At 63.0% G+C, this 25,560-nt stretch carries 23 protein-coding genes; 6 read left to right on the top strand and 17 right to left on the bottom strand.

All coding sequences use genetic code 11. The features are described from left to right. Nucleotides 1–94: 94 nt before the first annotated feature. Nucleotides 95–1,435 (top strand): MFS transporter, encoded by a 1,341-nt coding sequence (locus NPS29_RS04960; protein WP_274131078.1) that lies wholly within the window; start codon nucleotides 95–97, stop codon nucleotides 1,433–1,435. Nucleotides 1,436–1,498: 63 nt separating this feature from the next. On the opposite strand, the gene NPS29_RS04955 is transcribed toward NPS29_RS04960, so the two are convergent. The 5 genes from NPS29_RS04955 to NPS29_RS04935 form a co-directional block, all read right to left on the bottom strand. Continuing rightward, on the bottom strand, nucleotides 1,499–2,518 hold the full coding sequence (locus NPS29_RS04955) for a GlxA family transcriptional regulator (RefSeq protein WP_400607710.1): 1,020 nt from the start codon (nucleotides 2,516–2,518) through the stop codon (nucleotides 1,499–1,501). A 237-nt stretch (nucleotides 2,519–2,755) separates the two neighbouring features. Continuing rightward, the gene (gabP, locus tag NPS29_RS04950) at nucleotides 2,756–4,150 is read right to left on the bottom strand and encodes a GABA permease (RefSeq protein WP_425312445.1); all 1,395 of its coding nucleotides are present in this window, start codon (nucleotides 4,148–4,150) and stop codon (nucleotides 2,756–2,758) included. A gap of 64 nt (nucleotides 4,151–4,214) precedes the next feature. Continuing rightward, nucleotides 4,215–4,997, bottom strand: coding sequence for a creatininase (locus NPS29_RS04945; protein ID WP_274131075.1), 783 nt, complete (start codon nucleotides 4,995–4,997; stop codon nucleotides 4,215–4,217). Nucleotides 4,998–5,549: 552 nt separating this feature from the next. Then, nucleotides 5,550–7,544: a peptidase U32 family protein gene (locus NPS29_RS04940; protein WP_274131074.1), complete on the bottom strand. Its 1,995-nt coding sequence runs from the start codon at nucleotides 7,542–7,544 to the stop codon at nucleotides 5,550–5,552. Nucleotides 7,545–7,760: 216 nt separating this feature from the next. After that, the gene (locus NPS29_RS04935; protein ID WP_274131073.1) at nucleotides 7,761–8,141 is read right to left on the bottom strand and encodes a RidA family protein; all 381 of its coding nucleotides are present in this window, start codon (nucleotides 8,139–8,141) and stop codon (nucleotides 7,761–7,763) included. Nucleotides 8,142–8,361: 220 nt separating this feature from the next. On the opposite strand from NPS29_RS04935, the gene NPS29_RS04930 reads away from it, so the two are divergent. Continuing rightward, nucleotides 8,362–8,586 (top strand): DUF6555 family protein, encoded by a 225-nt coding sequence (locus tag NPS29_RS04930; RefSeq protein ID WP_274131072.1) that lies wholly within the window; start codon nucleotides 8,362–8,364, stop codon nucleotides 8,584–8,586. 100 nt (nucleotides 8,587–8,686) lie between these two features. On the opposite strand, the gene NPS29_RS04925 is transcribed toward NPS29_RS04930, so the two are convergent. Then, complete coding sequence (locus NPS29_RS04925) at nucleotides 8,687–9,778, bottom strand: NADH:flavin oxidoreductase/NADH oxidase (RefSeq protein WP_274131071.1); 1,092 nt, start codon at nucleotides 9,776–9,778, stop codon at nucleotides 8,687–8,689. A gap of 86 nt (nucleotides 9,779–9,864) precedes the next feature. On the opposite strand from NPS29_RS04925, the gene NPS29_RS04920 reads away from it, so the two are divergent. Continuing rightward, the gene (locus NPS29_RS04920) at nucleotides 9,865–10,164 is read left to right on the top strand and encodes an ArsR/SmtB family transcription factor (RefSeq protein ID WP_274131070.1); all 300 of its coding nucleotides are present in this window, start codon (nucleotides 9,865–9,867) and stop codon (nucleotides 10,162–10,164) included. Nucleotides 10,165–10,166: 2 nt separating this feature from the next. Here the strand turns inward: NPS29_RS04920 and NPS29_RS04915 are convergent, their stop codons facing one another. Beyond that, entirely contained in the window at nucleotides 10,167–11,096 is a 930-nt protein-coding gene (locus NPS29_RS04915) for a LysR substrate-binding domain-containing protein (protein ID WP_274131069.1), read from the bottom strand. A 114-nt stretch (nucleotides 11,097–11,210) separates the two neighbouring features. Between NPS29_RS04915 and NPS29_RS04910 the strand changes: the two genes are divergently transcribed. From NPS29_RS04910 to NPS29_RS04900, 3 genes are all read left to right on the top strand, one after another. Then, complete coding sequence (locus NPS29_RS04910; RefSeq protein ID WP_274131068.1) at nucleotides 11,211–12,215, top strand: aldo/keto reductase; 1,005 nt, start codon at nucleotides 11,211–11,213, stop codon at nucleotides 12,213–12,215. A 78-nt stretch (nucleotides 12,216–12,293) separates the two neighbouring features. Next, nucleotides 12,294–12,710 carry an SRPBCC family protein gene (locus NPS29_RS04905; protein ID WP_274131067.1) on the top strand — a complete coding sequence of 139 codons (417 nt, stop codon included), beginning with the start codon at nucleotides 12,294–12,296 and terminating at the stop codon, nucleotides 12,708–12,710. Nucleotides 12,711–12,871: 161 nt separating this feature from the next. Then, nucleotides 12,872–13,582 carry an SDR family oxidoreductase gene (locus NPS29_RS04900; RefSeq protein ID WP_274131066.1) on the top strand — a complete coding sequence of 237 codons (711 nt, stop codon included), beginning with the start codon at nucleotides 12,872–12,874 and terminating at the stop codon, nucleotides 13,580–13,582. 313 nt (nucleotides 13,583–13,895) lie between these two features. Here NPS29_RS04900 and tauA read toward each other — a convergent pair whose 3' ends face one another. The 10 genes from tauA to NPS29_RS04850 all read right to left on the bottom strand — a co-directional run bounded on the left by tauA (nucleotide 13,896) and on the right by NPS29_RS04850 (nucleotide 25,478). Further along, the gene (gene tauA, locus NPS29_RS04895; protein WP_274131065.1) at nucleotides 13,896–14,882 is read right to left on the bottom strand and encodes a taurine ABC transporter substrate-binding protein; all 987 of its coding nucleotides are present in this window, start codon (nucleotides 14,880–14,882) and stop codon (nucleotides 13,896–13,898) included. A gap of 182 nt (nucleotides 14,883–15,064) precedes the next feature. Continuing rightward, nucleotides 15,065–16,252, bottom strand: a complete 1,188-nt coding sequence (locus NPS29_RS04890; protein ID WP_274131063.1) for an MFS transporter — start codon at nucleotides 16,250–16,252, stop codon at nucleotides 15,065–15,067. Between the two features lie 283 nt (nucleotides 16,253–16,535). Further along, complete coding sequence (locus NPS29_RS04885; protein ID WP_274131061.1) at nucleotides 16,536–18,182, bottom strand: dipeptide ABC transporter ATP-binding protein; 1,647 nt, start codon at nucleotides 18,180–18,182, stop codon at nucleotides 16,536–16,538. After that, nucleotides 18,179–19,066 (bottom strand): ABC transporter permease, encoded by an 888-nt coding sequence (locus NPS29_RS04880; protein WP_274131059.1) that lies wholly within the window; start codon nucleotides 19,064–19,066, stop codon nucleotides 18,179–18,181. Before NPS29_RS04880 ends, NPS29_RS04885 begins: the two co-directional genes overlap by 4 nt. Before the next feature lie 3 nt (nucleotides 19,067–19,069). After that, entirely contained in the window at nucleotides 19,070–20,020 is a 951-nt protein-coding gene (locus NPS29_RS04875) for an ABC transporter permease (protein ID WP_274131058.1), read from the bottom strand. Beyond that, nucleotides 20,017–21,645 (bottom strand): ABC transporter substrate-binding protein, encoded by a 1,629-nt coding sequence (locus NPS29_RS04870; RefSeq protein WP_274131057.1) that lies wholly within the window; start codon nucleotides 21,643–21,645, stop codon nucleotides 20,017–20,019. The genes NPS29_RS04875 and NPS29_RS04870 overlap by 4 nt, the downstream gene beginning before the upstream one ends. A 6-nt stretch (nucleotides 21,646–21,651) precedes the next feature. Further along, complete coding sequence (locus NPS29_RS04865; protein WP_274131056.1) at nucleotides 21,652–22,446, bottom strand: class II aldolase/adducin family protein; 795 nt, start codon at nucleotides 22,444–22,446, stop codon at nucleotides 21,652–21,654. Nucleotides 22,447–22,465: 19 nt separating this feature from the next. After that, nucleotides 22,466–23,404 (bottom strand): D-isomer specific 2-hydroxyacid dehydrogenase family protein, encoded by a 939-nt coding sequence (locus tag NPS29_RS04860; RefSeq protein WP_274131054.1) that lies wholly within the window; start codon nucleotides 23,402–23,404, stop codon nucleotides 22,466–22,468. Next, on the bottom strand, nucleotides 23,401–24,537 hold the full coding sequence (locus tag NPS29_RS04855; protein ID WP_274131053.1) for an acyl-CoA dehydrogenase family protein: 1,137 nt from the start codon (nucleotides 24,535–24,537) through the stop codon (nucleotides 23,401–23,403). The genes NPS29_RS04860 and NPS29_RS04855 overlap by 4 nt, the downstream gene beginning before the upstream one ends. A gap of 422 nt (nucleotides 24,538–24,959) precedes the next feature. Further along, a complete protein-coding gene (locus NPS29_RS04850) occupies nucleotides 24,960–25,478 on the bottom strand; it encodes a DUF4142 domain-containing protein (protein WP_274131052.1) in 519 nt (172 codons plus the stop codon). Between the last annotated feature and the right edge of the window lie 82 nt (nucleotides 25,479–25,560).

The following is a 25,560-nucleotide window of genomic DNA, read 5'->3' as shown; positions in this document are numbered from 1 at the left end:
GCGTTTTGTTTTGCCTTCAAGTGCATGCGTGCCCAGACGCGCAGCACTTCCTGACTTTTCGCCCTGCCAAGTACAACAATAGAGGGTATCCGTCATGACCATTCCAAGTGCAAGCATGCAATCTCCAGTCGATGCCCAACGCGAGCAAAGTGCCGAGCGCAAGGCGCTTAGACGTGCGGCGGGCGCCAGTTTCATGGGCAACTTCGTCGAGTGGTTCGACTACGCAGCCTATGGCTATCTGGCGACTGTCATCGCCCTGACGTTCTTCCCCCAGGCTGACAAGGCCACGGGGCTGCTGGCGACCTTCGCGGTGTTCGCTCTGTCGTTCATCGTCCGCCCAGTGGGCGGGCTGATCTGGGGCCACTTCGGTGATAAATACGGGCGGCGCAGCGCGCTGTCCTGGTCGATCCTGATCATGTCGGTGTCGACCTTCTGCATCGGCATCCTGCCCACCTACAACCACATCGGCCTGTGGGCGCCGGCATTGCTGTTGCTGATCCGGCTGTTCCAGGGTTTTTCGGCATCGGGTGAATACGCAGGCGCTGCGGCCTTCCTGGCCGAGTACGCACCGCCCGGCAAGCGCGGGCTGTTCACCAGCATCGTGCCTGCCAGCACGGCGGCGGGGCTGTTGTTCGGTGCGCTGTTCGTGGCGGGCCTGCATGCCTGGCTCACCGTCGAGGACCTGCACAGTTGGGGCTGGCGTCTGCCATTCCTGCTGGCCGCGCCGTTTGGCCTGGTGGGCCGTTACATCCGCATGAGCCTGCAGGACACACCCAAGTTCCTGGAGATGGAGAAACGCCTGGAAGAAAAGGAAGGCGGCCAGCAGGCGCCGGTGCGAGAACTGCTCACCGTGCATCGGCGCAGCGTACTGATCGGTATCGGCGTCACCTGCCTGAACGCCGTGGCGTTCTACCTGCTGCTCAGCTACATGCCGACCTACCTGTCCAGCGAAATGGGCATGAGCGAGGGCGACTCGTTCCTGGCTTCGACCGTGTCGCTGGCCACCTACATCGGCCTGATCTTCCTGATGGGCACGCTGTCGGACCGGTTCGGCCGCAAGACCATGCTGTTGATCGCTTCGGTGCTCTTTCTGGGGCTGACGTTGCCGCTGTTCGGCATGCTCGATCACCAGCCGTTGCTGATGATTCTGGCGATCCAGCTCATCTTCGGCGCCATGCTGGCGATGAATGACGGCACGCTGCCGTGCTTTCTGGCGGAAATCTTCCCGACCCGCGTGCGCTTCAGCGGTTTCGCCTTCAGCTTCAACCTGGCCAACGCGCTGTTTGGCGGTACCGCGCCGTTCATTGCGACCTGGTTGATCCAGTTGACGGGCAACAAGATGGCGCCGGCCTGGTATCTGCTGGCGGCAGCGTTGGTGGCGCTGGTCGCGATGCTGCTCAGCCGCGAAACAGCGCACAAGGCGTTGCAGGATTGAAATGGTCAGACTGAAAAGGCATTGATCGAGGCCGGCGCATTGCCGGCCTCGTTGCATCTGCCGTCAGTGCAGCGACGCAACCTGCTTGCGCTCGCCCATGGGCGATACGCCGAAGAAGCGGCTGTAGCATTTGGAGAAGTGCGCGGGGGAGACAAAGCCGCAGGCCAGGGCGATGTCCCGCACCTGGGATTCGCTGCGCAACAGCAGCTGCCGTGCCCGTGACAGGCGCAGTTCCAGATAGTACTGGCTCGGCGTGCGTTGCAGGTGCTTGTGGAACAGGCGCTCCAGTTGGCGCACCGACACCTCGTTGAGGCTCGCCAGTTCCTCGAGGCCCACCGGTTCTTCGAGGTTGGCCTCCATGATCGCGACGATCTGGCTGAGTTTGGGCTGCGATGTCCCAAGCTTTTGCCGCAGCGGCACACGCTGGCGTTCCTGGGCGCCGCGCACCCGGTCACACAACAGCAGCTCGGCGGCATGGGCGGCAATGTCGCGCCCGCCTGGCTGGCGAGCGATCAGCTGCAGGGTCATGTCCATGGACGCCACGCCCCCGGAACAGGTGTAGCGATCGCGGTCCAGCTCGAACAGCTGATTGGAAATGATGATCCCCGGAAACCGCTCCTTGAGCGCCTCGATGTCTTCCCAGTGAATGGTGCAGCGATAGCCCTTGAGCAGGTCGGCGCGGGCCAGCAGGTGGCTGCCGGTGCATATCCCGCCCAGCGGCACCTGATCGTGGGCCAGCTTGCGCAGCCAGTTGAGCAGGGGGCGGGTGCTGTGATCGGAGACGATGGGGTTGGAACCGACCACGAACAGCACGTCCAGCCTGGGCGCGGTGGCAATGCAGTAATCAGGCAGCACGCGCATGCCGTTGCTGGCGCTCACCGGCTCCATGTCGGCGGCGATGATAAGGGTCTGATACAGCGTCTTGCGCGCAGCGAGGTTGGCCATGCGCAGGGTTTCCACCGCCGAGGCAAAACCGATGGTGGTGAAATTGGGGATGACCAGAAACCCGATGACCTTGGCTTTGGGGTTGAGCGCCGGGGCCAGGACAGTTTCGTCATCCCCTGGCGTAAGGTGTTGTGGCATCTCGACTTTCAGCATTTCCAGCTCCGCCATCTCTCTCACTCCTCAACGACTACAACGACGCACGATGCGTCTTGGGGCAATGCCTGCGGGTCGGGGAGTCTGGGCGGATCTTACACCCAGGCCGGCATGGACAGGCATTGGCTTTGAAAAACAAAAAAACCGGCCCGCTCTGTGGTCAAGAGCGGCCGGAAAGAGGTGAACCGTTAAAAAAACTGCAACTGCGTGACCCTGGTGGTTCTAGACGGGTTTGGTGTGCTGGACGGCCTGCCGCCTGCCGGAAAAGATCGCGCTCATGCAGATGATCGACAGGGCCAGCCCGCCAGTAGCGACGACTTCCATGCGGTGTTCAGGCAGTACCAGCATCACCAGCAGAATGCTCAGGATCGACAGGATCACGGCGTAGCTGAGCCACGGGAACAGCCACATGCCGAAGGCGATGGGTTCGCCGCTGGCCTGCATGCGCTTGCGCAACACCAGCTGCGAGAGGGCGATGGCCAGGTACACCAGCAGCGCCACGGCGCCGGAGCTGGCCAGCAGGAAGGAGAACACCTGCTCGGGGGCGAAGTAGTTCAAAGCCGTGGTCAAAAAGCCCACTGCCGTACTGGCCAGCACCGCGATGCAGGGCACGCCGCTGGCGTTGGTCTTCTGCAGGAAGCGCGGGCCGTCGCCGCGTTTGCCCAGCGAGTAGACCATGCGCGAGGCGGTGTAGATGGCCGAGTTCAGGCAACTGGCCACGGCGATCAGCACCACGATATCGACGATCAGCTTAGCGTAGGGAATGTTCATCAGCTCCAGGGCGCGCTGATAGGAGCCCACCTGGGTCAGCATCGGGTCGTTCCAGGGCACGATCGACACGATCAGGAACACCGAGACAATGTAGAAAATCCCCATCCGCCACACCACCGAGTTGGTCGCGCGGGTGATCTGTTTCGACGGGTTTTTCGATTCAGCAGCGGCGATGGTGACGATTTCGGTGCCCATGAAGCTGAACACGGTGGTCAGCATGGCACCGACCACTGCGGTCATTCCGTTGGGCATGAAGCCGCCGAACTCGCGGCTCAGGGTCAGCACGCCGCTGACCTTTGTATTGGGCAAGCCGCCCGCCAACGCCAGCGCACCCAAGGCGATGAAGCCCAACACCGCAATAACCTTGAGCATGGCGAACCAGAACTCGAACTCGCCGTAACGGGCCACGCTGAACAGGTTGGTCAGGGTCAGCAGGCCCGTCACGGCCAGGGCGAATTCCCAGGTTTGCACGGCGGGAAACCACGCATGCAGGATCGCGGCGGCGGCGATGGCTTCGATGGGAATCACCAGCACCCAGAACCACCAGTACAGCCAGCCGATGGTGAAACCTGCCGTGCGTCCCATCGCCCGTTCGGCGTAGGTCGAGAACGAGCCGGTATCGGGTGAGGCCACGGCCATTTCGCCGAGCATGCGCATCACCAGCACCACCAGGGTGCCGGACAGGATGTACGCGATGATCGCAGCCGGCCCTGCCGCCGCGATGGCGTGGCCGGAGCCGATGAACAAGCCGGCACCGATGGCGCCGGCGATGGACAGCATGGTGACGTGGCGCTGCTTGAGGCCTGGGGAGAGACTTGAGCTGGACATGAGAGTGACCCTTTTTATTGTTGTGGAGCCGTTTTGATGTCGCTGGACCGTGACGCTGGGGAGTCATGTTCGATGGCGGGGTTTACCGCTCAAGGTTGAAGGCTTCGCGCACCGCGCCGCTGATGCCTTGCACACAGACCTGCAGGATCAGCTCGCCTTTCTCGCGGCTGGAGCCCTTGGGCGAGGACAGGGTGCCGCAGGCCGGGGTGCGCTCGGGGATGACGGGGAACACGTCATAGGGTGGAAACTTGGCGGGTGGGTGATCGACGGCGCGGCTCAGGTCGACCTTGTCCGGGTGCAGGGCAAGCATCAGCGAGGTTTCGAAGACCCCGCCATGCTCGATGTCCCAGCCGAGGAATCCTTCGGGGTACAGGGTCTGGATCACCTGCGGGTCGTTGACGAAATCCCAGTACGAGAGCACCACCACCCGGAAGTCGTGGATGCCTGCGTAGCGCAACTCCCGCAGCGCCAGGTCGATGCCCTCGACGATGAACATCGAATTCTCGAAGTGCCCGTTCATCACCACCAGCTTGCGCGCGCCATGGCGGGCGAGTTCGCGGATGATGTCCTGCACCGTGCTGGTGAGCGTTGCACCGTCAAGGCTGGTGGTGCCGGGAAAGTGATTGCCACCGCCTGATTTCTGCTGGGATTTGTAGCCGTAGGCGAGGGCGGGCAACACCAGGCCGTCTACGTTCTGCGCCACCGCCTTGCAGATGGCGGTGGGCAGCAGCACGTCCACTTCCATGCACATGTGATGGCCATGCTGCTCCAGAGCGCCTACCGGCAGGAACACCGGGCCGCCGTTCTTGACCCGCCGTGCGTAATCCGGCCAGGTCAGTTCTCCAATCATTACGCTGTCTTTCACAGGAGCATCCTCGGCGTTTTCCAGGGTCAGAACCGGGGTATTCGCAGTGCGAAACACCCGGTTGTGCATGGAGCGATTCGATCAGATCGAAACGACGCCCAGTTGTCTGTTTCCGACCTGTAGTTGGCAATATCCATGGTCGCGAAAAATCGCCACAGCGCAGGCGAGACGGCGGTTGCGGGAAGTCAGGGAGGGGAAAATGCAGGTCGGATATGCACAACCGGATTCCGGCCGTTAACGTGTAGGAGCGCGCTTGCCCGCGACGGCGGTGTGGCAGGCATCATCGAGGTGTCAGGTGTAACGCCATCGCGGGCAAGCGCGCTCCTACGGGAAGCGGTGCGCAGATGACCTTGAGAACGCCCCCAACCCCGTAGCAGCACGGCTTGCCGGCGGGGGCGTCCTCAAGATCGTCCCGCGGGCAAGCCCGGCTGCTACGGGTTTTGCGGTGTTTGGGATTTGCGTCTACCACAGTACCGTAGCAGTCCGGCTTGCCAGCGGGGCGATCTTGAGAACGCCCCAGGCAAGCCCGGCTGCTACGTAGAGGTCAGCCCATCAATGCGGTGCGCGGGGGATGGTCTTGAGCAAATCCGCCGGGCTGATGTGACCCACCACCGGTGCACTGCCCGGTTGCGGCGAGTGCAGGATGTGGCCTTTCATCTTGCCGATGATGTGCATCTCGCACGGCTTGCAATCGAACTTGAGGGTCAAGACTTCATCGCCATGCACCAGTTGCATCGGCGCAACCTTGGTGCGCACGCCGGTGACGCCCTTGGCCTGTTTCGGGCACAGGTTGAACGAGAAGCGCAGGCAGTGCTTGGTAATCATCACCGGCACTTCGCCCGGTTCCTCGTGGGCCTCGTAGGCGGCGTCGATCAACTGCACGCCATGGCGGTGATAGAAATCCCGCGCTTTCTGGTTGTACACGTTGGCCAGGAACGACAGGTGCGACTCAGGGTACACCGGCGGCGGGCTGGTCTCGGCCTTGCGGGAGCCGCGCGGATGGGCCGCGACGCGGGCGGCCGTCAGCGCCTCGATCACCTCGCGGCGCAGGGCCTTGAGTTGCGAGTTCGGAATGAAGAACGCCTGCGGGGCGTCCAGCTTCACGTCAGTGGCGTGGTACTGGGTTGTGCCCAGTTGACCCAGCAGGTCGCGCAATTGCTCAAGGGCCTGCTCAGGTTTGTTGGCCGGACCAAAAGGGCCGTCCAAAGCAACGCTCGCACTGATGCCTTCTTCACTGGTTGCCACCAGCTCAAGGCGCTCTTCGCGCAAGGTGGCCTGCCAGGTCAGACCAATGCGGCGTTCGGCGGAGGTCTTGAGCAGCGCCTGTTGCCAGTTGTGGTCCAGGTTGCGGCTCAGTGGATGGTTCGGGCGCACCTTGTACAGGTCGGCCGGCATCTCGTTGGGCTCGACGCGATAGCGATAGCGTTTCTCGCCATCTTCCTCGAACTCGCCCTTGGCTTCGGCGATATTGGCGCGGAAACCCACGACTTCGCGCTTGATTTGCACATTGAGGCCGTCACCGTTGGACAGCGGTTCATGGGTCACCACTTGCAGGTCGCGTTTGCCGACTTTCTCCACCACACCCACCGGCAGGCCGGTGAAGGTCGGGGTGTCGAAAGCGCCGATGTCGATCTTGCGGTCGGTGACGAAGTAATCGGTGCTGCCACGGTGGAAAGTCTTTTCCGGGTCCGGCACGAAGAAATGCGCAGTACGGCCGCTGGAAGCGCGGGCCAGGTCCGGGCGGTCTTCGAGCACGTCGTCCAGGCGCTGGCGATAGTAGGCCGTGATGTTTTTCACGTAGCCCATGTCCTTGTAACGCCCCTCGATCTTGAACGAGCGCACGCCGGCTTCCACCAGAGCGCGGATGTTGGCGCTCTGGTTGTTGTCTTTCATCGACAGCAGGTGTTTCTCGAAGGCTACTACGCGGCCCTGATCATCTTTCAATGTGTAGGGCAGGCGGCAGGCCTGGGAGCAGTCGCCACGGTTGGCGCTGCGGCCGGTCTGGGCGTGGGAAATGTTGCACTGACCGGAAAAGGCTACGCACAGCGCACCGTGGATGAAGAACTCGATGGCGGCATCGGTCTCGTCGGCGATGGCACGGATTTCCTGCAGGTTCAGCTCACGGGCCAGCACCAGTTGGGAGAAGCCTGCCTGATCGAGGAATTTGGCCCGTTCCAGGGTGCGGATGTCGGTCTGGGTGCTGGCATGCAGCTCGATCGGCGGGATGTCCAGTTCCATGACGCCCAGGTCCTGGACGATCAGCGCGTCGACGCCTGCGTCGTACAGCTGGTGGATCAGCTTGCGCGCCGGCTCCAGTTCGTTGTCGTGCAGGATGGTGTTGATCGTGGTGAATACCCGCGCATGGTAGCGACGGGCGAACTCCACCAGGTCGGCGATCTCGCTGACTTCGTTGGCAGCGTTATGGCGTGCGCCGAAGCTTGGGCCGCCGATGTAGATGGCGTCGGCGCCATGCAGGATGGCCTCGCGAGCAATGCTTACATCGCGCGCAGGGCTGAGCAATTCCAGGTGATGCTTGGGTAGGGACATGTTTTTTTAGTCAGGATCGTCACGGTCAAGCCGCGCATTGTACCGGCGAAATGCCTGGGCGGCATCCTTGTGCTGCCGGGTGGTGAGAAACGGCGACTTGCCGGCGAGTGTCTCAAGGACGCCATCGCGGGCAAGCGCGCTCCTACGGGATCGGGTACATCCGCCGGCAAGCCGGACTGCTACGGGTGTGGGCTACCTCAACAGCGACGAACTGGATCAGCCCTTGGCCGCCATCGCCGTCACTTCCACGCGCATGCCTTCAACGGCCAGCGCCGCGACGCCTACCGCCGCACGTACCGGCCATGGCTTGGCGAAGAAGCGTTTGTAGACCTCATTGAAAGCCGCGCGGTCGGCCATGTCGGTCAGGTAGATGGTCAGGTGCATGACCCGGTCCATCGAGCTGCCCGCTTTCTCCAGCGCCACTTTCAGCGCTTGCAGGGTGCATTCGCTCTGCAGCGTGATGTCGCCCAGTTCAAGGCTGCCATCGGCGCGGGTCGGAACCTGGGTCGAGACTAGAATGCCGCCGAAACCGGCCACATCGGAAGAAATGGAATCCGCATCGGGATCGGGAGTGAAGACGACGTTTTCGCTGGACATAGGCATCTCTTGCTTGAAGTGAGTCGATAAACCGCCGGCCATGATAAGGCACTGCGCCGCGCTTTCAACCTTGCCCGCTGCTCCCGAAGGCCGTTCGCCCGACATTTCAGTGGCTGGCCCGCAAAGCCAGTGAAATTAGCCAGCCTGTCATTCTGCCCGGTCGGGTGCGCGCTATGATCGACCCGTTCTGCCAGGATCATCGTCGGCATGGAGGTGTGTCATGGGCTTCACGATTTTTTACACGTTCGAAGGTAACGAGCGGGCGCTGGAATGTCACGACGACAACCTGTGCTCTCACGATGCGGTGTATTACGCCTTGATCCACTCAGGCGCCGAGATGGGCGCCAGCGGACGCGAGTGGCAGGGCAGTTACCATTCGATGGTCGAGGCTGCGGAGCGTTCCGGGGTCAGTCAGATTCGCTGGCACCGTTCGGCGGGGCAGTAGGCTCTCAGGCTCGCTGGACGGCGATCAAATCGCCGCCCGGCTAGACACCCGGCATGAACCCTCAAGTCGCCCCATTGCAGGGCGACCCGGTGCGTAGCGCTTAACGATAGCGTTCAAGCCAGTGCGCGTAAGGGGCGGGCAGGGTCCAGGAGGCTTTGTCCACGCCCAGTTCCTTGGCTGCGAAGTACGGCCAGTGCGGGTCCGCCAGGTGCGCGCGCCCGATGGACACCAAGTCCAGGTGACCGGACTTGATTGATTCTTCCGCCAGTTGCGGCGTGCCGAAACCCCAGGCTGAGGTGACCGGCAATCCGGCTTCGCGGCGAACGCGCTCGGCAATCGGCCCCATGAACGCCGGACCCCACGGAATGTTGGTTTCCGGAATGGTAAAGCCGACGCTGACGCTCAGCAGGTCCAGGCCGCCATCCTTGAAGCGGCGCGCCAGCTCGATGGACTCGGTGAGGGTCTGCTCGTCGCGACCGTCATATTCCAGCACGCCGAAACGCGCGGTCAGGGGCAGGTGCTCCGGCCACACTTCACGCACGGCGGCCAGGGTTTCCAGCAGGAAACGGCTGCGGTTGTCGAAGCTGCCGCCATAGGCGTCGGTGCGCTGGTTGGAGTGTTCGGAGAAGAAGCTCTGGCCCAGGTAGCCATGGGCAAAGTGCAGTTCGATCCATTCGAAACCGGCGTCACGGGCGCGGCGGGCGGCGTCGGCGAAGTCCTGGCGAACCCGGGCGATGTCTTCCAGGGTCATGGCCTGGGGCACCTTGGGCAGGCCTGCACCAAAGGCGATAGCCGAAGGGGCGATGGTCTGCCAGCCACGCGGGTCGGACTCTACGATATGGTCGTCGCCTTCCCAGGGGCGGTTGGCGCTGGCTTTGCGGCCGGCGTGGGCGATCTGGATGCCCGGCACCGCGCCTGCGGCCTTGATCGCCTTGACCACCGGCACGAATGCCTGGGCCTGTTCATCATTCCAGATGCCGGCGCAGCCCGGGGTGATCCGGCCTTCCGGTGCCACGGCGGTGGCTTCGACCACCACCAGACCCGCGCCGCCACGGGCCATGCCGGCCAGGTGAACGTGGTGCCAGTCGTTGATCAGACCGTCTTCGGCCTTGTACTGGCACATCGGCGGAATGGCAATGCGATTGCGCAGGGTGACGTCTTTGAGCTTGAAGGGTTCGAACAGTGCCGACATGGTCGCCTCGAAAGGTGTGATTTACGATTGTTCGATAGTATTCGAACAATGGCTTTTTTAAAACCCCCTCGCTATCATGCCGACCCATGCGAGCCTACAAACACCCCGATCCCGAGAGCTTCGAACTCGAGCGCATTCTCTACGCGCTGAGCGATCCTGTTCGCCTGGAAATCGTTCGCCACCTGGCCGGCGTGGCCGAAGCCACTTGTGGCGAACTGGACGGCGGACGCCCCAAGTCCAGCGTCTCCCACCATTTCCGCGTCCTGCGTGATTCAGGGCTGGTGCATACCCGCAACGTCGGCACCACGCACATGAACTCGCTGCGGGGAGAGGAACTCGACGCCCGCTTTCCGGGGCTGTTGGCCGCGATTCTCGGGCAGTCCTGAATTCAGCCGGGAAGCGTCTCGCTGCCTACGGCCATCGGCGCCGCATCCTTGCCGGTCAGAATCACCCGGAAGATCTCCACCAGCGCCCGCAGGTTCACCCGATGCCAGGCCGCCCACAGCGGCATGCTGAACGTCAGCCACGGCAATTCCCTGAACACCACACCCGGGTGCGCCGCCTGATCAAGACTCTTCTGGGTCATGGTGATTCCCAACCCGGCCGCCACCAGCCCCAGCGCAGTGTAAGGCTCGGCGGCTTCCAGCCGAATCTGCGGGGTGAAGCCTGCACGAATGCAGGCGGCCACGAATTCGCCGTGCTGGTCCTTGCCCTGGCTGGATTTCACCCCGATCCAGTCCTCATCCTTCAAGTCCGCCGGGGTCAGGCGCTCCCTGGTCGCCAGCGGATGGTTGGCCGGCAATGCCAGCAGCATCGGGTCCTCCAGCAACTGGCGGCAGAGCAGGTCCGGGTCGTCGTCCCGTGGCGGCTCGCTGACCAGCGCCACGTCCAGGCTGCGCTGGCGCAAGACCTCAAGCTGATCGCCCGAACTCATCAGGTACAGCGCCACGTGCACGGCCGGGCGGTCGGCGCGCACGGTGCTCAACGCCTTGGGCAGGATGTTGGCGTGCATGGCGTGCTCGATGTAACCGATGCACAGGCCGCCTTCTTCGCCACGTCCCAGGCGCTTGCCCAAGGATTCCAGGCGGTTGGCGTGGGTCAACAGGCTGCGAGCTTCGGTGAGAAAGGTGCGGCCATCGCTGGTCAGGCGGATACGCTGCTGGCTGCGCTCGAACAGGTTCAGGCCCAGGCGTTCTTCCAGTTGGGCGATCTGCCGGCTCAAGGGCGACTGGGAAATGTGCAGGCGCTCGGCGGCGCGGCCAACGTGTTCCTCCTCGGCGGCGACGACGAAATAGCGCAGTTGGCGGAGATCGATCATGTGATGCTCGCTAGGTCTTAAGTCTGACTCATTATGTCTTGGACGGTCTTGAGGCGGCAATCTAGGATCTGCTCAACGGTCGCAACAGCGACCCCTCAACTGGAGATCAGAGCCATGAGCTTGAAAGACAAACTGCCAGGCGTCCTCGGATTCGGCACCGCACCGCTGGGCAACATGTTCCGCAATATCCCTGAAGCCGAGGCAGAAGCCACCGTCGATGCCGCCTGGAATGCCGGCGTGCGTTACTTCGACACCGCACCGTTCTACGGCGCAGGCCTCTCGGAAATCCGCCTGGGCGAGGCCCTGCACAAATACAAGCGCGATGAATACGTGCTCAGCACCAAGGTCGGCCGGGTGATCCTCGACGAACTGGACAACAGCGCCCGCGACCTGGGCGAGAAAAGCGGCGTGTTCGAACACGGCCTGCGCAACAAGATCGTCAACGACTACAGCGCCGATGCCACCTTGCGCTCCATCGAAGACAGCCTCAAGCGCTTGAAGACCGACCGCCTGGACATCGTCTGGATTCACGACATCGCCCAGGACTTCTACGGTGACCAGTGGCTGCAAGACTTCGAACAGGCGCGCACCGGGGCCTTCCGCGTGCTGGACCGCCTGCGTGACGAGGGCGTCATCAAGGCCTGGGGTCTTGGGGTGAACAAGGTCGAGCCTATCGAACTCACCCTTGGCCTGGACGAACCCAAGCCCGATGGTTTCCTGCTGGCCGGGCGTTATTCGCTGCTGGACCACGAACGCGCGTTGCAGCGGGTAATGGCCGAGGCGAAGGCCCGCAACACCGACATCGTGGTGGGCGGCCCGTACAGCTCGGGGATTCTGGCCGGTGGCGAGCATTTCGAGTACCAGAAGGCCAGCCCGCAGATCATCCAGAAGGTCGAGCACATCAAGCGCATCGCCCAGGCTCATGGGGTTGATATCAAGGCGGCGGCTCTGCAATTCTCGCTGGCCAACCCCGCCGTTGCGGCAGTCATTCCGGGCGCCAGCCGTCCGGGCCGGATTGCCGAGGATGTGGCCGCGCTCAATGCGGTGATTCCTGGCGCTTTCTGGACCGCACTGCGCGAAGCCGGGCTAATCTCGATCAACGCGCCGGTGCCGGCATAACCCTTGTTGCGATTTACCGGCCGCTGCTCGACGAACCGGCGGCCGGAACCCATCGATTCATTTCACTGGAGAACTCCAATGTCCCAAGCCTCAGCCTACATCGACATCCCGGCTTCACCCGACACCGTGTGGCAACTGATCGGTGGCTTCAATTCACTGCCTGACTGGCTGCCATTCATTCCAAAGAGCGAACTGAGCGAAGGCGGGCGGGTGCGTACGCTGGAGACTGCCGATGGCGAAGTCATCATCGAACGCCTGGAAGGTTTCGATAATTCGGCGCGCTGGTACAGCTACACCATCACCCAGGCGCCATTCGCCGTCACCGGGTACAAGGCAACGCTGGGCGTCGCGCCGCAAGCCGATCCAAAGGTTTCGCGGGTGACCTGGTCGGCGAACTTCACACCAGCCGGTATCAGCGAAGCCGAGGCGATTGCCTTGTTCGAAGGCATCTTCACTGGCGGCCTGGCAGCAATGCGCGCCAATTTCCCTGTGTAAACGGCCCGTACTTGAGAGCGGCTCGCGCTGCTCTCAAGGTATGCAACGCTTTCAATCTATCCACTGAACAGTTTCATCCGGCATCGATTGACAGCACGGTAATTCTGAATATGATGACCACCATCCAAAACGGCAAAGCGCCATTTTTCGAGGGTCATCGCATGAACATCAATGGATCAGTGGTTTTCGTTACCGGTGCAAGTCGTGGTCTGGGCCTGGCCTTTGCCAAGCTGGCAGTCGCCCAGGGAGCAGCGAAGGTATACGCCGGCATGCGCAACCCGGAAGGCTTCGATGTGCCAGGTATCATCCCGGTCAAGCTGGACGTGACCGATGACGCGACCATCAAGGCCGCAGCAGCGCAGTGTTCAGACACCACCTTGCTGGTCAACAACGCCGGCATCGCCAAGGTGATGGAGAGCGCGCTGGCCGAGAATATGATCGAGCTGTCCAAGGAGCTGATCGACACCAACGTGTACGGTCTGGTGCGGGTCAGCGCGGCGTTTGCGCCGATCCTCAAGCGCAACGGGGGTGGCGCAATCATCAACGTGCTGTCCAACATCACCTGGTTCAACGCGCCGGCGCTGGCGGCCTATGGTGTGTCCAAGGCCGCTGCCTGGGGTTTCACCAACGCACTGAGGGTGCAACTGCGCGCCGATCAGACCCAGGTGCTTGCGCTGCACGTCGGCTTCATCGACACCGACCTGGTCAAGGATTTCGACGTGCAGAAGACCAGTCCGCAGGACGTGGCAGCACGCACTTATGCGGCGCTGGAAGCGGGTGAAGAGGAAGTATCGGCCGATGAAGGCACCCGCCAGATCAAGGCCAGCCTGTCGTCGAGCGATGCGTTCTACTTCAACCCGGTCGGGTTCTGATACCCCGAGCAATTTTAGGGCGAGGTGTTGTGGGAGCGGGCTTGCCCGCGAAAGGGGTGGGTCAGCCGCTGTCAATGCGTCAGGTCCAGAGCATTCGCGGGCAAGCCCGCTCCCACGAAATGTGCGTTTGATCCATATGCGGCGGCGCATTTGATATCGCTCCCGCCGGCAAGCCGTGCTGCTACGGATTTTGCGGCGGATGCAAAATTTCCAAACACCCCCACACCCCGTAGCAGCCGGGCTTGCCCGCGGGAGCGATCTAGAGCATGTCCCCGCCGGCAAACCGTGCTGCTACAGCATCAGACCAACCGGTCTATTCCTTGATGAACCTGTCAGTGGCAAACGAGGAATAGTCAGGCAGCACTTTCTCGATCTTGCCCTGATCCTTCAAGAACTCAGCCGTTTTCGCAATGTCCGCGACCGTGCCACCGCCCAGCAGCGCAGGGGATTGCTGTTCGGCTGCGGTCGGGAAGTGCGAGCCGTCGAGCAGTTCCGGCACATCCGCAGCGTTGGAGCCGGTGAAGCGGGCGATGGTCTTGACCGGTTCCGAATCTACCGTCCACTGCGATTTGTGCGCCGTGTAATCGGCAATCGCAGCCAGGCTGACCTTGGCGAAACTGGCGACGACCTCAGGGTGTTTCTCGGCGAAATCCTTGCGCGCCACCCACACTTCGAACGTTGGCGATCCCCATTGGGAGACCTGGCCTGCGTCGGTGAGAATCTTGCCGGTCTTGCGAATTTCCCCCAGGGCCGGGGACCAGGTGAACGCGCCGTCGATGTCGCCGCGTTTCCAGGCAGCGGTGATCTGCAGCGGCGTCAGGTTGAGAATGGTGACCTGCTTCTGATCGATGTTCCAGTGCTTGAGTGCGCCCAACAGGCTGTAGTGAGAGGTGGACACGAACGGCACGGCGATCTTCTTGCCGATCAGGTCTTCGGGCTTGTTGATGCCGCTGCCATTGCGCACCACCAGCGCCTCAGAACTCTGGATTTGCGAGGTGACGATGAACGCCACCAGCGGCAGGTTTTTCGAGGTGGCGGCCGCCAGCGGGCTGGAACCCAGGTTGCCGATCTGCACGTCCCCCGAGGCCATCGCGGCAACCACCGCCGGACCCGCTTCGAATTGACGCCAGTTGATTTTCGAGCCAATTGCCTTTTCGTATTCGCCATCGGCGATGGCGCGTTTGACCGGGTCGATTCCGGTGATGTAGCCGATGGTCAGGTCAGCGGCGTGGGCCGCCACCGACAGCGTGAACACACCCAGCGCCAATGTAGCTTTTGCCGTCCAGTGCTTGATCGTCATTCTCTAGATGCCTTGGGTTCAGCGCGAATTCGAGGATGATTCGCGACCTGAAACCAAGCATAAGGTTCTATTAAATTAGGTTTAAATACCGTTTGGGAATTAGCTTAGGCTGTGAAATCAGCCCGCAGGTTGCCGGTGCGGGCGGCTGGCGTGGCCCGGCACCGGCGTGCGGAGGAGGGACGTCAGTCGCCGCCTTTCATGCGCCGGGCGATCAGGTAGATACCCAGGCCCGCCAGGGCGGTGGCTGCCCCGATGTAACCGGTGCTGGTCCAGCCCAGCCCCGCGCTGATGGCGATGCCGCCGAACAGCGGGCCCAGCGCGTTGGCCAGGTTGAACGCCGCATGGTTGGACGCCGCCGCAAGGCTTGGCGCTTCATGGGCGATGTCCATCAGGCGGATCTGCAGCGGCGCGGCCAGTGCGACCATGGTGCCGACCAGACCGATGCCCAGCAGTACGCCCGGAAGCGAACTTGCCGCCAACGGGAAGAACAGCAGCACGCCCATCGACCACACCAGCAGCACGCCGACCGCGCGGAACTGCATGCGGTCGAACAGCTTGCCGCCCACGATGTTGCCGATGATGCCGCCCACGCCAAACGCCGCCAGCCCGAACGGAATCCATTGCGGGGTGACGCGGGTGACTTCCAGCATGGTCGGCGCCAGGTAACTGAACACGCAGAACATCCCGGAGAAACCCACCGAACTGATACCCAGCGCCATCCACACCTGAGGCTTGGTGAACGCACGCAGCTCCTTGCGGGGATCGCTGCGCGGCTCGTCGTGGCGGTCAGGCACCAGGTGCCAGATCAGGGCGATGGTGGTGACGGCGATCACGCCCACCAGGCCGAACGCCGAGCGCCAGCCCATGAACTGCCCCAGGAAGGTGGCGATGGGGTTACCCAGCAGCATCGCCAGTGTCAGCCCCATCATCACCCGCGCCACTGCCCCGGCGCGCTGATTGGACGGCACCATGCTGGAGGCGACCACCGCTGCGATGCCGAAATAGGCGCCGTGGGGCAGGCCGCTGATGAAACGGAACGCCACCAGTGAGGCGAAGGAGGGGGTGAACGCGGTGGCAATGTTGCCCAGCGCATAGAGCACCATCAGCAGCATCAGCATGTTCTTGCGCAGCAACTTGGCGCCAAGGATGGCCAGCAGCGGAGCACCGACCATCACGCCCAGCGCGTAGGCGCTGATGGCATGGCCGACCTGGGGTTCGGTCAGGTGCAGGTTGTTGGCGATATCGGGCATCAGGCCCATGATGGCGAATTCGCCGGTACCGATGGCAAAGCTTCCCACTGCCATCGCCGCTTCCATTTTCGCTGCGGCGCGCCCCGGCAGCACATGCCCGGGCGTTTGTTGGATGGACATGCGTCGCTCCGTTCAAGGGTTTCATAGAGAACCCACCATGCTAACCAACGGATGGCGCAAGCGTCTAGGACAACGGTCAGGCAATGCCCAGCGTAGCAGTCCGGCTTGCCGGCGACAGCGATCTTGAGGGCGCCTCGCCGGCAAGCCGGACTGCTACGGGGCCTTGGGTGTACGCAAATCCCCCGAACGCCACAAATCCCGTAGCAGCCGGGCTTGCCCGCGGGAGCGATCTTGCGGACGCCCCCGCCGGCAAGCCGTGCTGCTACGGTTCGGTGGCGTAGGCTTAAACGGCGACCTTCAGGACCTGAGCCGGCGTTGCCATCCGTCCACCCACCCCGGGGATCGCCGCCAGCAACTCGCGGGTGTACTCACTGGTCGGTCGCTCAAATACCTGCCTCAGCGCTCCCTGCTCGACGACCCGGCCCTGACGCAACACCAACACCTGATCGGCCATCCGCGCCACCACTGCCAGGTCGTGGGAAACCAGCACATAGGCAATATTCGACTCGCGCTGCAACTCATCCAGCAGGTCCAGAATCTGCGCCTGCACTGACACATCCAGCGCACTCACAGGCTCATCGAGCAGCAGCACATCCGGATTCAACGCCAATGCCCGGGCAATCGCCACACGCTGACGCTGCCCGCCGGACAACTCATGGGGCAGGCGATCAAGAAAGTGCACCGGCAACTGCACCCGGCCCATCAGTTCGACTGCGGCCTGTTCAAGCGCTGCGCCCTTCAACAGCCCAAACGACACCAGCGGCTCGACAATGCAATCGAACACCGTGAACCGCGGATCCAGCGCCGAAAACGGATTCTGCTGCACCAGCTGTATCCGCCGGCGCAGAGGCCTAAAGGCTTTCCAACTCAACCCTGTGACATCCTGACCTTCGAACAACACCCGGCCTCGGGTCGGCTGCTCAAGGCCGAGGGCGATGCGCAGCGTCGTGCTTTTCCCCGAACCGGACTCGCCGACAATCGCCAGGGTCTGGCCCGCAGACAGGTCAAAGCTCAACCCCTCAAGGGCGGCAAACTGTCGGCCCTGGCCTTTTAGACCAGGCAGTTCAAATGTTTTGCCCACGCCTTGCAGGCTCAGAATCGGCCGCCCGGGTTTTACGGGAAAGCGCCTCGACGCAGTCGAAAATGCCGGAGCAGCTGCCAGCAGCGCCCGGGTATACGGATGCTGTGGCGTATCAAGGATCTGCCGTGGCGTGCCTTGCTCCACTAACTCGCCCTGTTTCATCACCAGCAATCGGTCGGCGCGGTCCGTGGCGACACCTAGGTCGTGGGTGATAATCAACAGGGAAATCCCGCGTTCGGCCACCAGACGTTGCAGATGGTCGAGGATCTTGCGCTGCACCGTCACATCCAGCGCGCTGGTGGGCTCGTCAGCGATGATGAGTTGCGGATTGCCGGCCATGGCAATGGCGATCAACACACGCTGGCGCATGCCACCGGACAGCTCATGGGGATACTGCCGGGCGCGCAGTACCGCGTTGTCCAGCCCCACCAGCCCCAGTAATTCCACGACACCGGCATCGGCACTGCGATAACCCCGTCCGTTGGCCAGCTTCAGCGCCTCGCCGATCTGCTGGCCGACCCTCAGCGTAGGATTGAGGCTGACCATCGGGTCCTGCGGCACCAGGCCGATGGTGCGCCCGCGGATCAGGCGTTTCTGGCGTTCACTGGCGTTTCGCATCTCAACATCGCCGACTCGCAGTTCGCCCTGATCGATAGAGGCAGCCACCGGCAACAACCCGAGCAGGGCGTTGGCGAGGGTCGATTTGCCCGACCCGGATTCCCCGACGATGGCCACGGTCTCACCGCGTTGCAGGGTAAAGGACAGGCCTCTTACCGCCTGAGTGACCAGGCCCTTGGAGCGATAGCTGACGGACAGATCGCGCACATCCAGCAAATGGGACTGGCTCATCGCTGATGCTCCTCGAATGTGCGGGCGATATGGTTGAGGCTGAACACCACGGCGACGACAAATGCGCCGGGCAGCAATGAAACCCAGGGCGCGGTCACCAGAAAGTGCCGACCATTGGCGATAAGCGTTCCCCATTCGGCCGCCGGAGGCGCGGCGCCAAAGCCCAGGAAGCTCAAGCCTGCGGTGGCGAGAATGGCGGCGCCGAAGTCCAGGGTTGCCAGCACCGCAACCGGGCTCCAGGCGTTGGGCAACACATGGCGCAGCAGGGTGCGCCGCCAACTGGCACCGCCCAGGCGCGCCGCTTCTACGTAGGGCAGCGTCTTGATGCGCAATACTTCGGCGCGGGTGGTGCGGGCGAAACCTGGAACGATTCCGACGCCCACTGCGATGGCAACCGGGACCGTGCCGAAGCCAATCGCGGTGACAATGGCCAGCGCCAGCAGCAGGCCGGGCAGGGCGAGTTTCACATCGATGACGCGCATGATCAGCGCGTCGAGACGCCCGCCAGCGAAACCTGCCAGCACACCCAGCCCAAGCCCGCCGCTCAAGGCGATCCCAACGGCCAGCAGCGCGGCTTGCACCGACAGGCTGGAACCGTAGATCACTCGCGTATACAGGTCGCGCCCCAGTTCATCGGTGCCGAACCAGTGCAGCGTGCTCGGCCCGAGCAGTTTTTCCCGAGGAGAGGTCGCATAGGGGTCGAAACCACTGAGCCAGTGCGGTACAAGGGCCGCCGTCAATGCGAACAACACCACGAACAGCGCCAGGCTGAAACCCGGTTTGCGCAGCAGGGGTGTCCAGGCATCCAGCGCGCGGCGCAGGCGCGAGCGCCGCCGCCAGGTCACCGGCGCAACACCAGAAAAAGAAGGGATATCCGTCGCCATGATTCAGGCCACCTTGGGTGAATGAGTGATACGCGGATCGAGCCAGGGGTACAGCAGATCGACGATCAGGTTGATGACCACAAAAGCCGTCGCCGATACCGCCACAATCGCCAGCACCACCGGGATGTCCTGACGCAGTACGGCTTCCTGGGCCAGGCGGCCCACGCCGTTGCGCGAGAATATGGTCTCGACCAGCACCGCGCCGGAGACGGTGTTGCCGACTTGCAGGCCCACCAGCGTCAGAATCGGCAGTGCCGCGTTGCGCAATCCGTGACGGGCCTGCACCTGGGCACGGCTGAGGCCCTTGGCAAAGGCGGTCTGGATGTAAGGCTCCTGCCAGACGTTTTGAAAACCGCGCTGCAAGACCTGGGCATACACCGCAGCACTGGGAATCGCTAGGGTGATCGCCGGGAGCACGAGGCTGTCGACGCCCTTGCTGCCGGTGGCTGGAAACCAGCCCAGGCCAAAGGCGAACACCTGAATCAGCAGCAGGCCCATCCAGAACACCGGGATCGAGAACCCGAATGAGGGCACCCGGGTCAGCGCCACCTTCAACGGCCGCCATTGCACGTAGGCCGTCAGGTAGGCCAGCCCCACGCCGCCCACCAGCGACAGGAGGATGGCCAACCCGGCCAGCGACAGGGTTTGCGGCAGCCGTTCGGCGAGCAGATCAACCACCGGGCGATTCAACGACAGCGACTGCCCCAGATCGCCGTGCAGCGCCCGGCCGAGCAGATCGAGATACTGCGCGATCAGGCCCTTGTCCAGACCGTAGTAGGCCCGCGCCTTGGCCAGGTCCGCAGGCGACAAGGCATCGGCTTCCATGCCCGATGCGCTGAGCATGATCGACAGGGTGTCGCCGGGCAGCAGGTACAGGATGAAATAGGTCACGGTGTAGGCGCCCCACAACACCAGCAGCGCCTGCCCCACGCGGCGAATCAGGTAACCGCTCATGGTTTGCCGACCTCGATGTCGCTGAGGAAGGCAAAGCCCTCGGCGGTCCAGCGGAAATCCTTGACCCGTGGTGACGTCGCCGCCTGCCAGACCCGCTCATAGATCGGGAACGCCGAGCCCTCGTCGGTCAGCAGGTCCTGCAATTTTCCGTAGGCTTGCTCGCGCTGGGCGCTCTGTGTCGCGGTAATGCCGGCATCGAACAGCGCCTGGGCGGTGTCCAGGGTGTGGGGCTCGTAGGTGTTGGTGGCCAGGGTCGCGCTGTTGGCCGAACGCGGATCGAGGATGGTCTGCAGGATGATCGGATCGGCGCGGGTCATGTAGGTGGAGGTCAGGTCGTAGTTGCCCTGGGAATTTCCGGCCACCCATTCGGCGCGAGTCAGCACGTTGATCTTGAGCTCGATGCCTACCTTGCGCAGTTGATCCTGAATCAACACGTCGCCAGCGGTTTCGGCGGGTGTCAGGTTGTAGCGGATGCTCAGGCGCTTGCCGTCCTTGTAGCGATAACCGTCAGCCTGTTTCTGCCAGCCTGCCTGGTCCAGCAGGACTTCGGCGCCTTGGGGGTCATAGGCCAGCTTGTCGGTTTGCGCCTTGAAATACGGCGTGGTGACGTCGTAAATCCCGCTCACCACCGGGAAATCGGCGTTGTAGATGGTGTGCGCGTAGGACACCCGGTCGATGGATTTCTGCAACGCCAGGCGCACCTGCCGATCGGCCAGCACCCGCGCATTGCGCGTGTTGGGGTACAGGTTCAACGCAGGGCCTGGCAGCGAGCGGCTTTGCAGCGTGGCGCCCTTGGACTGGAACAGTTTGGAGTCCACTTCGGAAAACGGATTGCGCGGCCAGAGGATGTCGGTCTTGCCTTGCAGGAACAGGCCATTGCGCACGCTTTCTTCGGGCACATAGCTGATGTCCACCACATCGACGTGGGCAGCGCCCTGGTTTTTCACGTTGGCCGAGGCCCAGGCGTAATCGGCGCGCTTGACCAGCCGGGCGCCCACTTCAGGAGTGTAGTGATCGAGGGTAAAGGGGCCGGTGCCGATGATCTTGCCCAGCGAACGCTCCTTGGCGGTCAGCTTGTACGAGGCCGGCGCCAGTATCGCCAGGTTGGTGGTGGAGGTGGCTTGCAGAAAGCCAGCGTTGGGGCGCGAGAGGACCAGGCGCACGGTGAAATCATCGATGACCTCGGCATGGTCATAACCGGCCAGATAGGTCGCGCCGAAGGTCGCTGGCAGCTCCTTGGCAAATGCCTTGTTGCTGTCGAATGCGGTTTTCACGGCCTGGGCATCGAAGCGCTCACCGTTGCTGAAGGTGACGTCCTTGCGCAGGTGGAAGGTGTAGCCCAGGGCGTCGTCACTGACCTCCCAGCTACTTGCCAGCCAGGGGATGATCTTGCCGCTGGTTGGGTCCTGGTCGGTCAGGGATTCGGCGACGTTGCGCAGCAGGACGCGATGCTCCAGCCAGTACACCTGGAACGGATCGACACTCACCAGCGTGGTGTTGTCGCCAAAGAAGGTGATGTTCAGGGTCTTGCCGGTGGTCTGTTCATTGGAAGCCGAGCACGCGGCCAGGCCCAGCGCCAGGGCGCACGAAGCCAGCAACGCCCTCGTGATACGGGGTGCATTCATGGTGGCTTACTCCTGATAGTCCAGACCTTCACGATTGAGCTGGCGGATCAGCGCATCCCAGTGGCGTTGAATGCCTTCGCCCTTGCCATCGGAATAGCGTTTTGACTGCTCATGGACCTTGGCGATGGCCGCCGGCGAGGCATGCTGCAGGGCGTCATTGCCGCCGGCCTGTGCCGCGATCTGGATGTTGCAGGCGCGCTCCAGGCCGTGCAGTTCGCGAAAGGCGTGCTCCACGCTGATGCCACCGGTCAGCAGACCATGGTTGCGCAGGATCAGGATGTTGCTGTCGCCCAGATTCGCCACCAGCCGCGATTGCTCGTCCAGATCCAGCGCCACGCCTTCATAGCTGTGATAAACCACCCGGCTGTAGAAGCCCAGCGCATGCTGGGAGATGGGCAGCAGGCCCTCACGCTGGGCCGACACCGCCGCCCCATCGCGGGTGTGGGTGTGCAGCACGGCGTGAAGGTCGGGGCGTGCGCGGTGAATCGCGCTATGGATGACGTAGCCGGCCTGGTTGATGCCAAGCCCCAGCGGGTCGTCGATGATGGTGCCGTCAACGTCCACTTTTACCAGGTTGGAAGCGGTGATCTCATCGAACAGCAAGCCGAAGGCGTTGATCAGGAAGTGCTCGTCTGGCCCCGGCACCCGCGCCGAAAAGTGGGTGTAGATGTGGTCGGTCCAGCGAAACAGCGCGGCCAGCCGGTAAGCGGCGGCGAGCTTGACGCGTACTTCCCATTCCTCGGGGCTGACACGTTGGCGGACGGTGTTCTGGCTGGCGTTCAAAACAGAAACGGAACTCATGGGTGTTCTCCTGAAAAAGTCAGTAACCGCGCTGCACGTCGACCAGGTTGCTCAACGGCAGTTGGGCGCGGTAGCGGGTGAAGTTGTCGATGAATCGGTCCAGAAGCCCCTGGGGGCCTTCTTCGGAAATGGCCGAGGTGTGTGGCGAAATGAATACCCGGGGGTGGCTGTACAGCGGGTGGCCGGCGGGCAGGGGTTCAGGATCGGTGACGTCCAGGCTGGCGCGGCCCAGGGTTCCGGCGTCCAGTGCGTCCAGCAGCGCTTCGTGATCCAGCAGGCCGCCACGGGCGATGTTGACCAGGTGCAGACCGGGTTTGGCATGGGCCAGCTCGGCGTGGCCGATCATCCCGCGAGTGCCTGCGGTCAACGGCGCGGCGAGTACCACGTGATCGGAGTGGGCGAACAACTGCTCGAGCGACTGCGCCTGCTCGACACCCGCCGCCGGCTCGATGGCCTGCCCGGGTCTGCCGACCGCCAGCACCCGCATTCCCAGCGCCGCGGCCTTGCGCGCCAGGCTCTGGCCGATATGGCCGAAGCCGACGATGCCTAGCGTCCTTCCGCTCACAGGCGCCAACGGCGTGAGTTGCCAGTGGGCATCCTTGACCCACAACCCGGGCAGTTGCTTGGCGGCGGCGAACACCAGCGCCAGGGCGAACTCGGCCACCTGGTCGGCATTCGAGCCCTTGCCGCTGGTCACCGGCACACCTTGAAACAGCCAGTGGGGAAAGAAGTCGATCCCGGATGACGACAACTGCACCCAGCGCAGGGACCAGGGCCAGCCCACTGGCGCGGTGAGGGTCTCTTTCACTTTGATCGGCCGGATGAGCAGCACGTCGGCCTGGGCGGGCACCTCAAGGGAGCCCGGCGCAAGATCGATCACCTCATGCTGCGGCAGGCGGCTGCGCAGGTAGGCATTGGCGGCGGCGTCCAGTTGGCTGGCGATAATCGAAGTGCTCATGCAGTCTCCTGAAGCAAAGCGTTGCGGCCGACCTGGGTAAAGACCACGTCGTCCTGCGGGGTATGAATGCGGCTGCACAGCACGTCGCGGTAATGGCGTTCCAGAGGGTTGTGCCGGGACAGACCGGGATTGCCCGCAGCGGCGATGGCCAGTTCCACGGCGCGTATGGCGTTGGCGCAGACCGCCTGTTTGATCTGCGGGGCTGTCGCGGGGTCTGTATGGCCCAGGACTGCGGCATCCAGCACGCTCTTGTTGGTGAACAGCAGGGTGTCGATTTCGCCAGTCACCCCTTGAAAACGCGGCAGGCTGGCCAGGGGTGTACCCAGATTCGAGGGTGTGCGGGTCTGCAGGAAGGACACCCACCAGTCCCGCGCCGCCCGGGCCACGCCGTCATACAGCGCCGACAGCAGCACGGCCATCCACAGCAGGCCTTCGTCGTCCAGCGCGGGGGCAGGTTCGCTGGCGGGGCTGACGCTGACTGCGTGATCCAACGGGATCAGCGCGTCCTCGAAATCCACCCGATGACTGCAAGTGGCACGCATGCCCAGATGGTCCCAATCCTCGACAATGCGCACGCCCGGCGTGTTTTTGTGCACCAGGTAGCCGCCGACCAAGGGGTCTGCGTCATCGCTGCGCGCCCAGACCAGATACCAGGTCAGCCCGACGCTACCGGTGGAGTAGATCTTGCTCCCCGACAGGCTCCAGCCCTCAGGCGTTCGCCGCGCGACAGTGGCCGGAAGCCCGCCGCGGGAAGGCGAGCCCAGTTCCGGCTCGACGCGAAACGTGTTGAACAGCGCGCCGTGTTCGACAGCGTCTCGGGCGACCTGAATGCGCAAGTGTTCAGGCCAGCGCGGGTCCTTGTGCAGGCGACCGTGTTGCAGGTACTGCATGACCAGGATCAGCGCAGTGGAAGGACAACCCTTGCCGACGGCGGCGATCACCCGGCGCGCGGTCTCGAGATCCGCACCACCGCCGCCCAGATGTGTGGGCACGGTCAGGGCCAGCAGGCCGTGGCGGTGCAGGAGTTTGAAATTGTCGGTGGGGAACGCACCGCTGCGGTCCGAGCGCTCGGCGCTGGCAGCCAGTGCCTGGGTCAACTCGGCCAGGGTGCCATCGGAAGGTGGGTGGCTCATGGGGCGTCATCCTTGGAAATCGGTTTGAACAGGTTCGGTCGGTGAGGCGACGTCGAACGTGGTCAGAACTTATTCGTATGGATGAACGGTGTAAAAGGCCTGTTGGCTATAAGCTAATATTTATAAATTGCATTTAGCTAGGGGTTATTATGCTGTTTGTGGATATTTTCCTTTGTGTGGCACCCTAAAACCGCTGACGCCGGCAAGCCGGACTGCTACGTCGGTCTGCGGTGCTCAGGTGATCTACGTTCTACCACTTGATCCCGTAGCAGTCCGGCTTGCCGGCGAGGCGGCCTCAAGATCGCTCCCGCCGGCAAGCCGTGCTGCTACGTAATTCGGCGGCGTTCTGGATATCCCGTTCAACCACATAACCCGTAGCAGCACGGCTTGCCGGCGGGGGCGTCCTTGAATCCGCCACACACCTACTGGCTGGCCACATCACCACCATGGGCCGCCGCCAGTTTCTGCGCATGAGCCAGGTGCTCCTTGAGCTTGGGCAGGGTCTGGGCGGCGAAGGCCTTCAACTGCGGATCCTTGCCATCAGCGGCTTCCTTCTCGAACAGCGCAACCGCCGCTTCATGGGCCTTGACCTGATTGTTGGCGTACGCCTGATCGAACGACTTGGCGCTTCGTAGCTCCAGAATCATGGTCTTGATCTTGTCCATGACCTCCGGATAAGTGGACACCTCAAGCTTCTGCGCCTGGGCAATGGTTTTCAGTTTCTCGTTGGCGGCGGTGTGATCGGTGACCATCATCTGCGCAAAGGCTTTCACGTCTGCGCTGACCGCTTTTTCCTGAGCGAGCTTCCCGGCTTCGATTTCGGCGACGCCCTTGGCGGACGCATCGTCCACGAAGCCATCGGGATCCTGGGCGGCAAATGCGCCCTGGCAACCGAATGCGAGGGCGAGTGTCAGCGCGCTGATCTGTAAGTACCTGGCCATGTCGAATCTTCCTTCTTGTTTGAGGGGCGCTGTCCTTCAGGGACATCGTAATGAGTCGACTGGCCTGCAAGGCCGAACGTTC

The organism is Pseudomonas putida (assembly GCF_028682175.1).
In the GTDB taxonomy this organism is placed as follows: domain Bacteria; phylum Pseudomonadota; class Gammaproteobacteria; order Pseudomonadales; family Pseudomonadaceae; genus Aquipseudomonas; species Aquipseudomonas putida_AD.
Note: the sequence above shows the minus strand (reverse complement) of the source record. Positions and strands in the feature narration are given on the sequence as shown.

What these genes read in the sequence shown, in the direction of transcription:
- NPS29_RS04850 (WP_274131052.1), bottom strand. Translation starts at nt 25,478, where the DNA reads ATGGCCAGGTACTTACAGATCAGCGCGCTGACACTCGCCCTCGCATTC.
- tauA (WP_274131065.1), bottom strand. Translation starts at nt 14,882, where the DNA reads ATGACGATCAAGCACTGGACGGCAAAAGCTACATTGGCGCTGGGTGTG.
- NPS29_RS04920 (WP_274131070.1), top strand. Translation starts at nt 9,865, where the DNA reads ATGCGAGCCTACAAACACCCCGATCCCGAGAGCTTCGAACTCGAGCGC.
- NPS29_RS04960 (WP_274131078.1), top strand. Translation starts at nt 95, where the DNA reads ATGACCATTCCAAGTGCAAGCATGCAATCTCCAGTCGATGCCCAACGC.
- NPS29_RS04935 (WP_274131073.1), bottom strand. Translation starts at nt 8,141, where the DNA reads ATGTCCAGCGAAAACGTCGTCTTCACTCCCGATCCCGATGCGGATTCC.
- NPS29_RS04885 (WP_274131061.1), bottom strand. Translation starts at nt 18,182, where the DNA reads ATGAGCCAGTCCCATTTGCTGGATGTGCGCGATCTGTCCGTCAGCTAT.
- NPS29_RS04930 (WP_274131072.1), top strand. Translation starts at nt 8,362, where the DNA reads ATGGGCTTCACGATTTTTTACACGTTCGAAGGTAACGAGCGGGCGCTG.
- NPS29_RS04900 (WP_274131066.1), top strand. Translation starts at nt 12,872, where the DNA reads ATGAACATCAATGGATCAGTGGTTTTCGTTACCGGTGCAAGTCGTGGT.
- NPS29_RS04890 (WP_274131063.1), bottom strand. Translation starts at nt 16,252, where the DNA reads ATGTCCATCCAACAAACGCCCGGGCATGTGCTGCCGGGGCGCGCCGCA.
- NPS29_RS04875 (WP_274131058.1), bottom strand. Translation starts at nt 20,020, where the DNA reads ATGAGCGGTTACCTGATTCGCCGCGTGGGGCAGGCGCTGCTGGTGTTG.
- NPS29_RS04925 (WP_274131071.1), bottom strand. Translation starts at nt 9,778, where the DNA reads ATGTCGGCACTGTTCGAACCCTTCAAGCTCAAAGACGTCACCCTGCGC.
- NPS29_RS04915 (WP_274131069.1), bottom strand. Translation starts at nt 11,096, where the DNA reads ATGATCGATCTCCGCCAACTGCGCTATTTCGTCGTCGCCGCCGAGGAG.
- NPS29_RS04855 (WP_274131053.1), bottom strand. Translation starts at nt 24,537, where the DNA reads ATGAGCCACCCACCTTCCGATGGCACCCTGGCCGAGTTGACCCAGGCA.
- NPS29_RS04865 (WP_274131056.1), bottom strand. Translation starts at nt 22,446, where the DNA reads ATGAGTTCCGTTTCTGTTTTGAACGCCAGCCAGAACACCGTCCGCCAA.
- NPS29_RS04940 (WP_274131074.1), bottom strand. Translation starts at nt 7,544, where the DNA reads ATGTCCCTACCCAAGCATCACCTGGAATTGCTCAGCCCTGCGCGCGAT.
- NPS29_RS04880 (WP_274131059.1), bottom strand. Translation starts at nt 19,066, where the DNA reads ATGGCGACGGATATCCCTTCTTTTTCTGGTGTTGCGCCGGTGACCTGG.
- NPS29_RS04955 (WP_400607710.1), bottom strand. Translation starts at nt 2,518, where the DNA reads ATGCCACAACACCTTACGCCAGGGGATGACGAAACTGTCCTGGCCCCG.
- NPS29_RS04860 (WP_274131054.1), bottom strand. Translation starts at nt 23,404, where the DNA reads ATGAGCACTTCGATTATCGCCAGCCAACTGGACGCCGCCGCCAATGCC.
- NPS29_RS04910 (WP_274131068.1), top strand. Translation starts at nt 11,211, where the DNA reads ATGAGCTTGAAAGACAAACTGCCAGGCGTCCTCGGATTCGGCACCGCA.
- NPS29_RS04870 (WP_274131057.1), bottom strand. Translation starts at nt 21,645, where the DNA reads ATGAATGCACCCCGTATCACGAGGGCGTTGCTGGCTTCGTGCGCCCTG.
- NPS29_RS04905 (WP_274131067.1), top strand. Translation starts at nt 12,294, where the DNA reads ATGTCCCAAGCCTCAGCCTACATCGACATCCCGGCTTCACCCGACACC.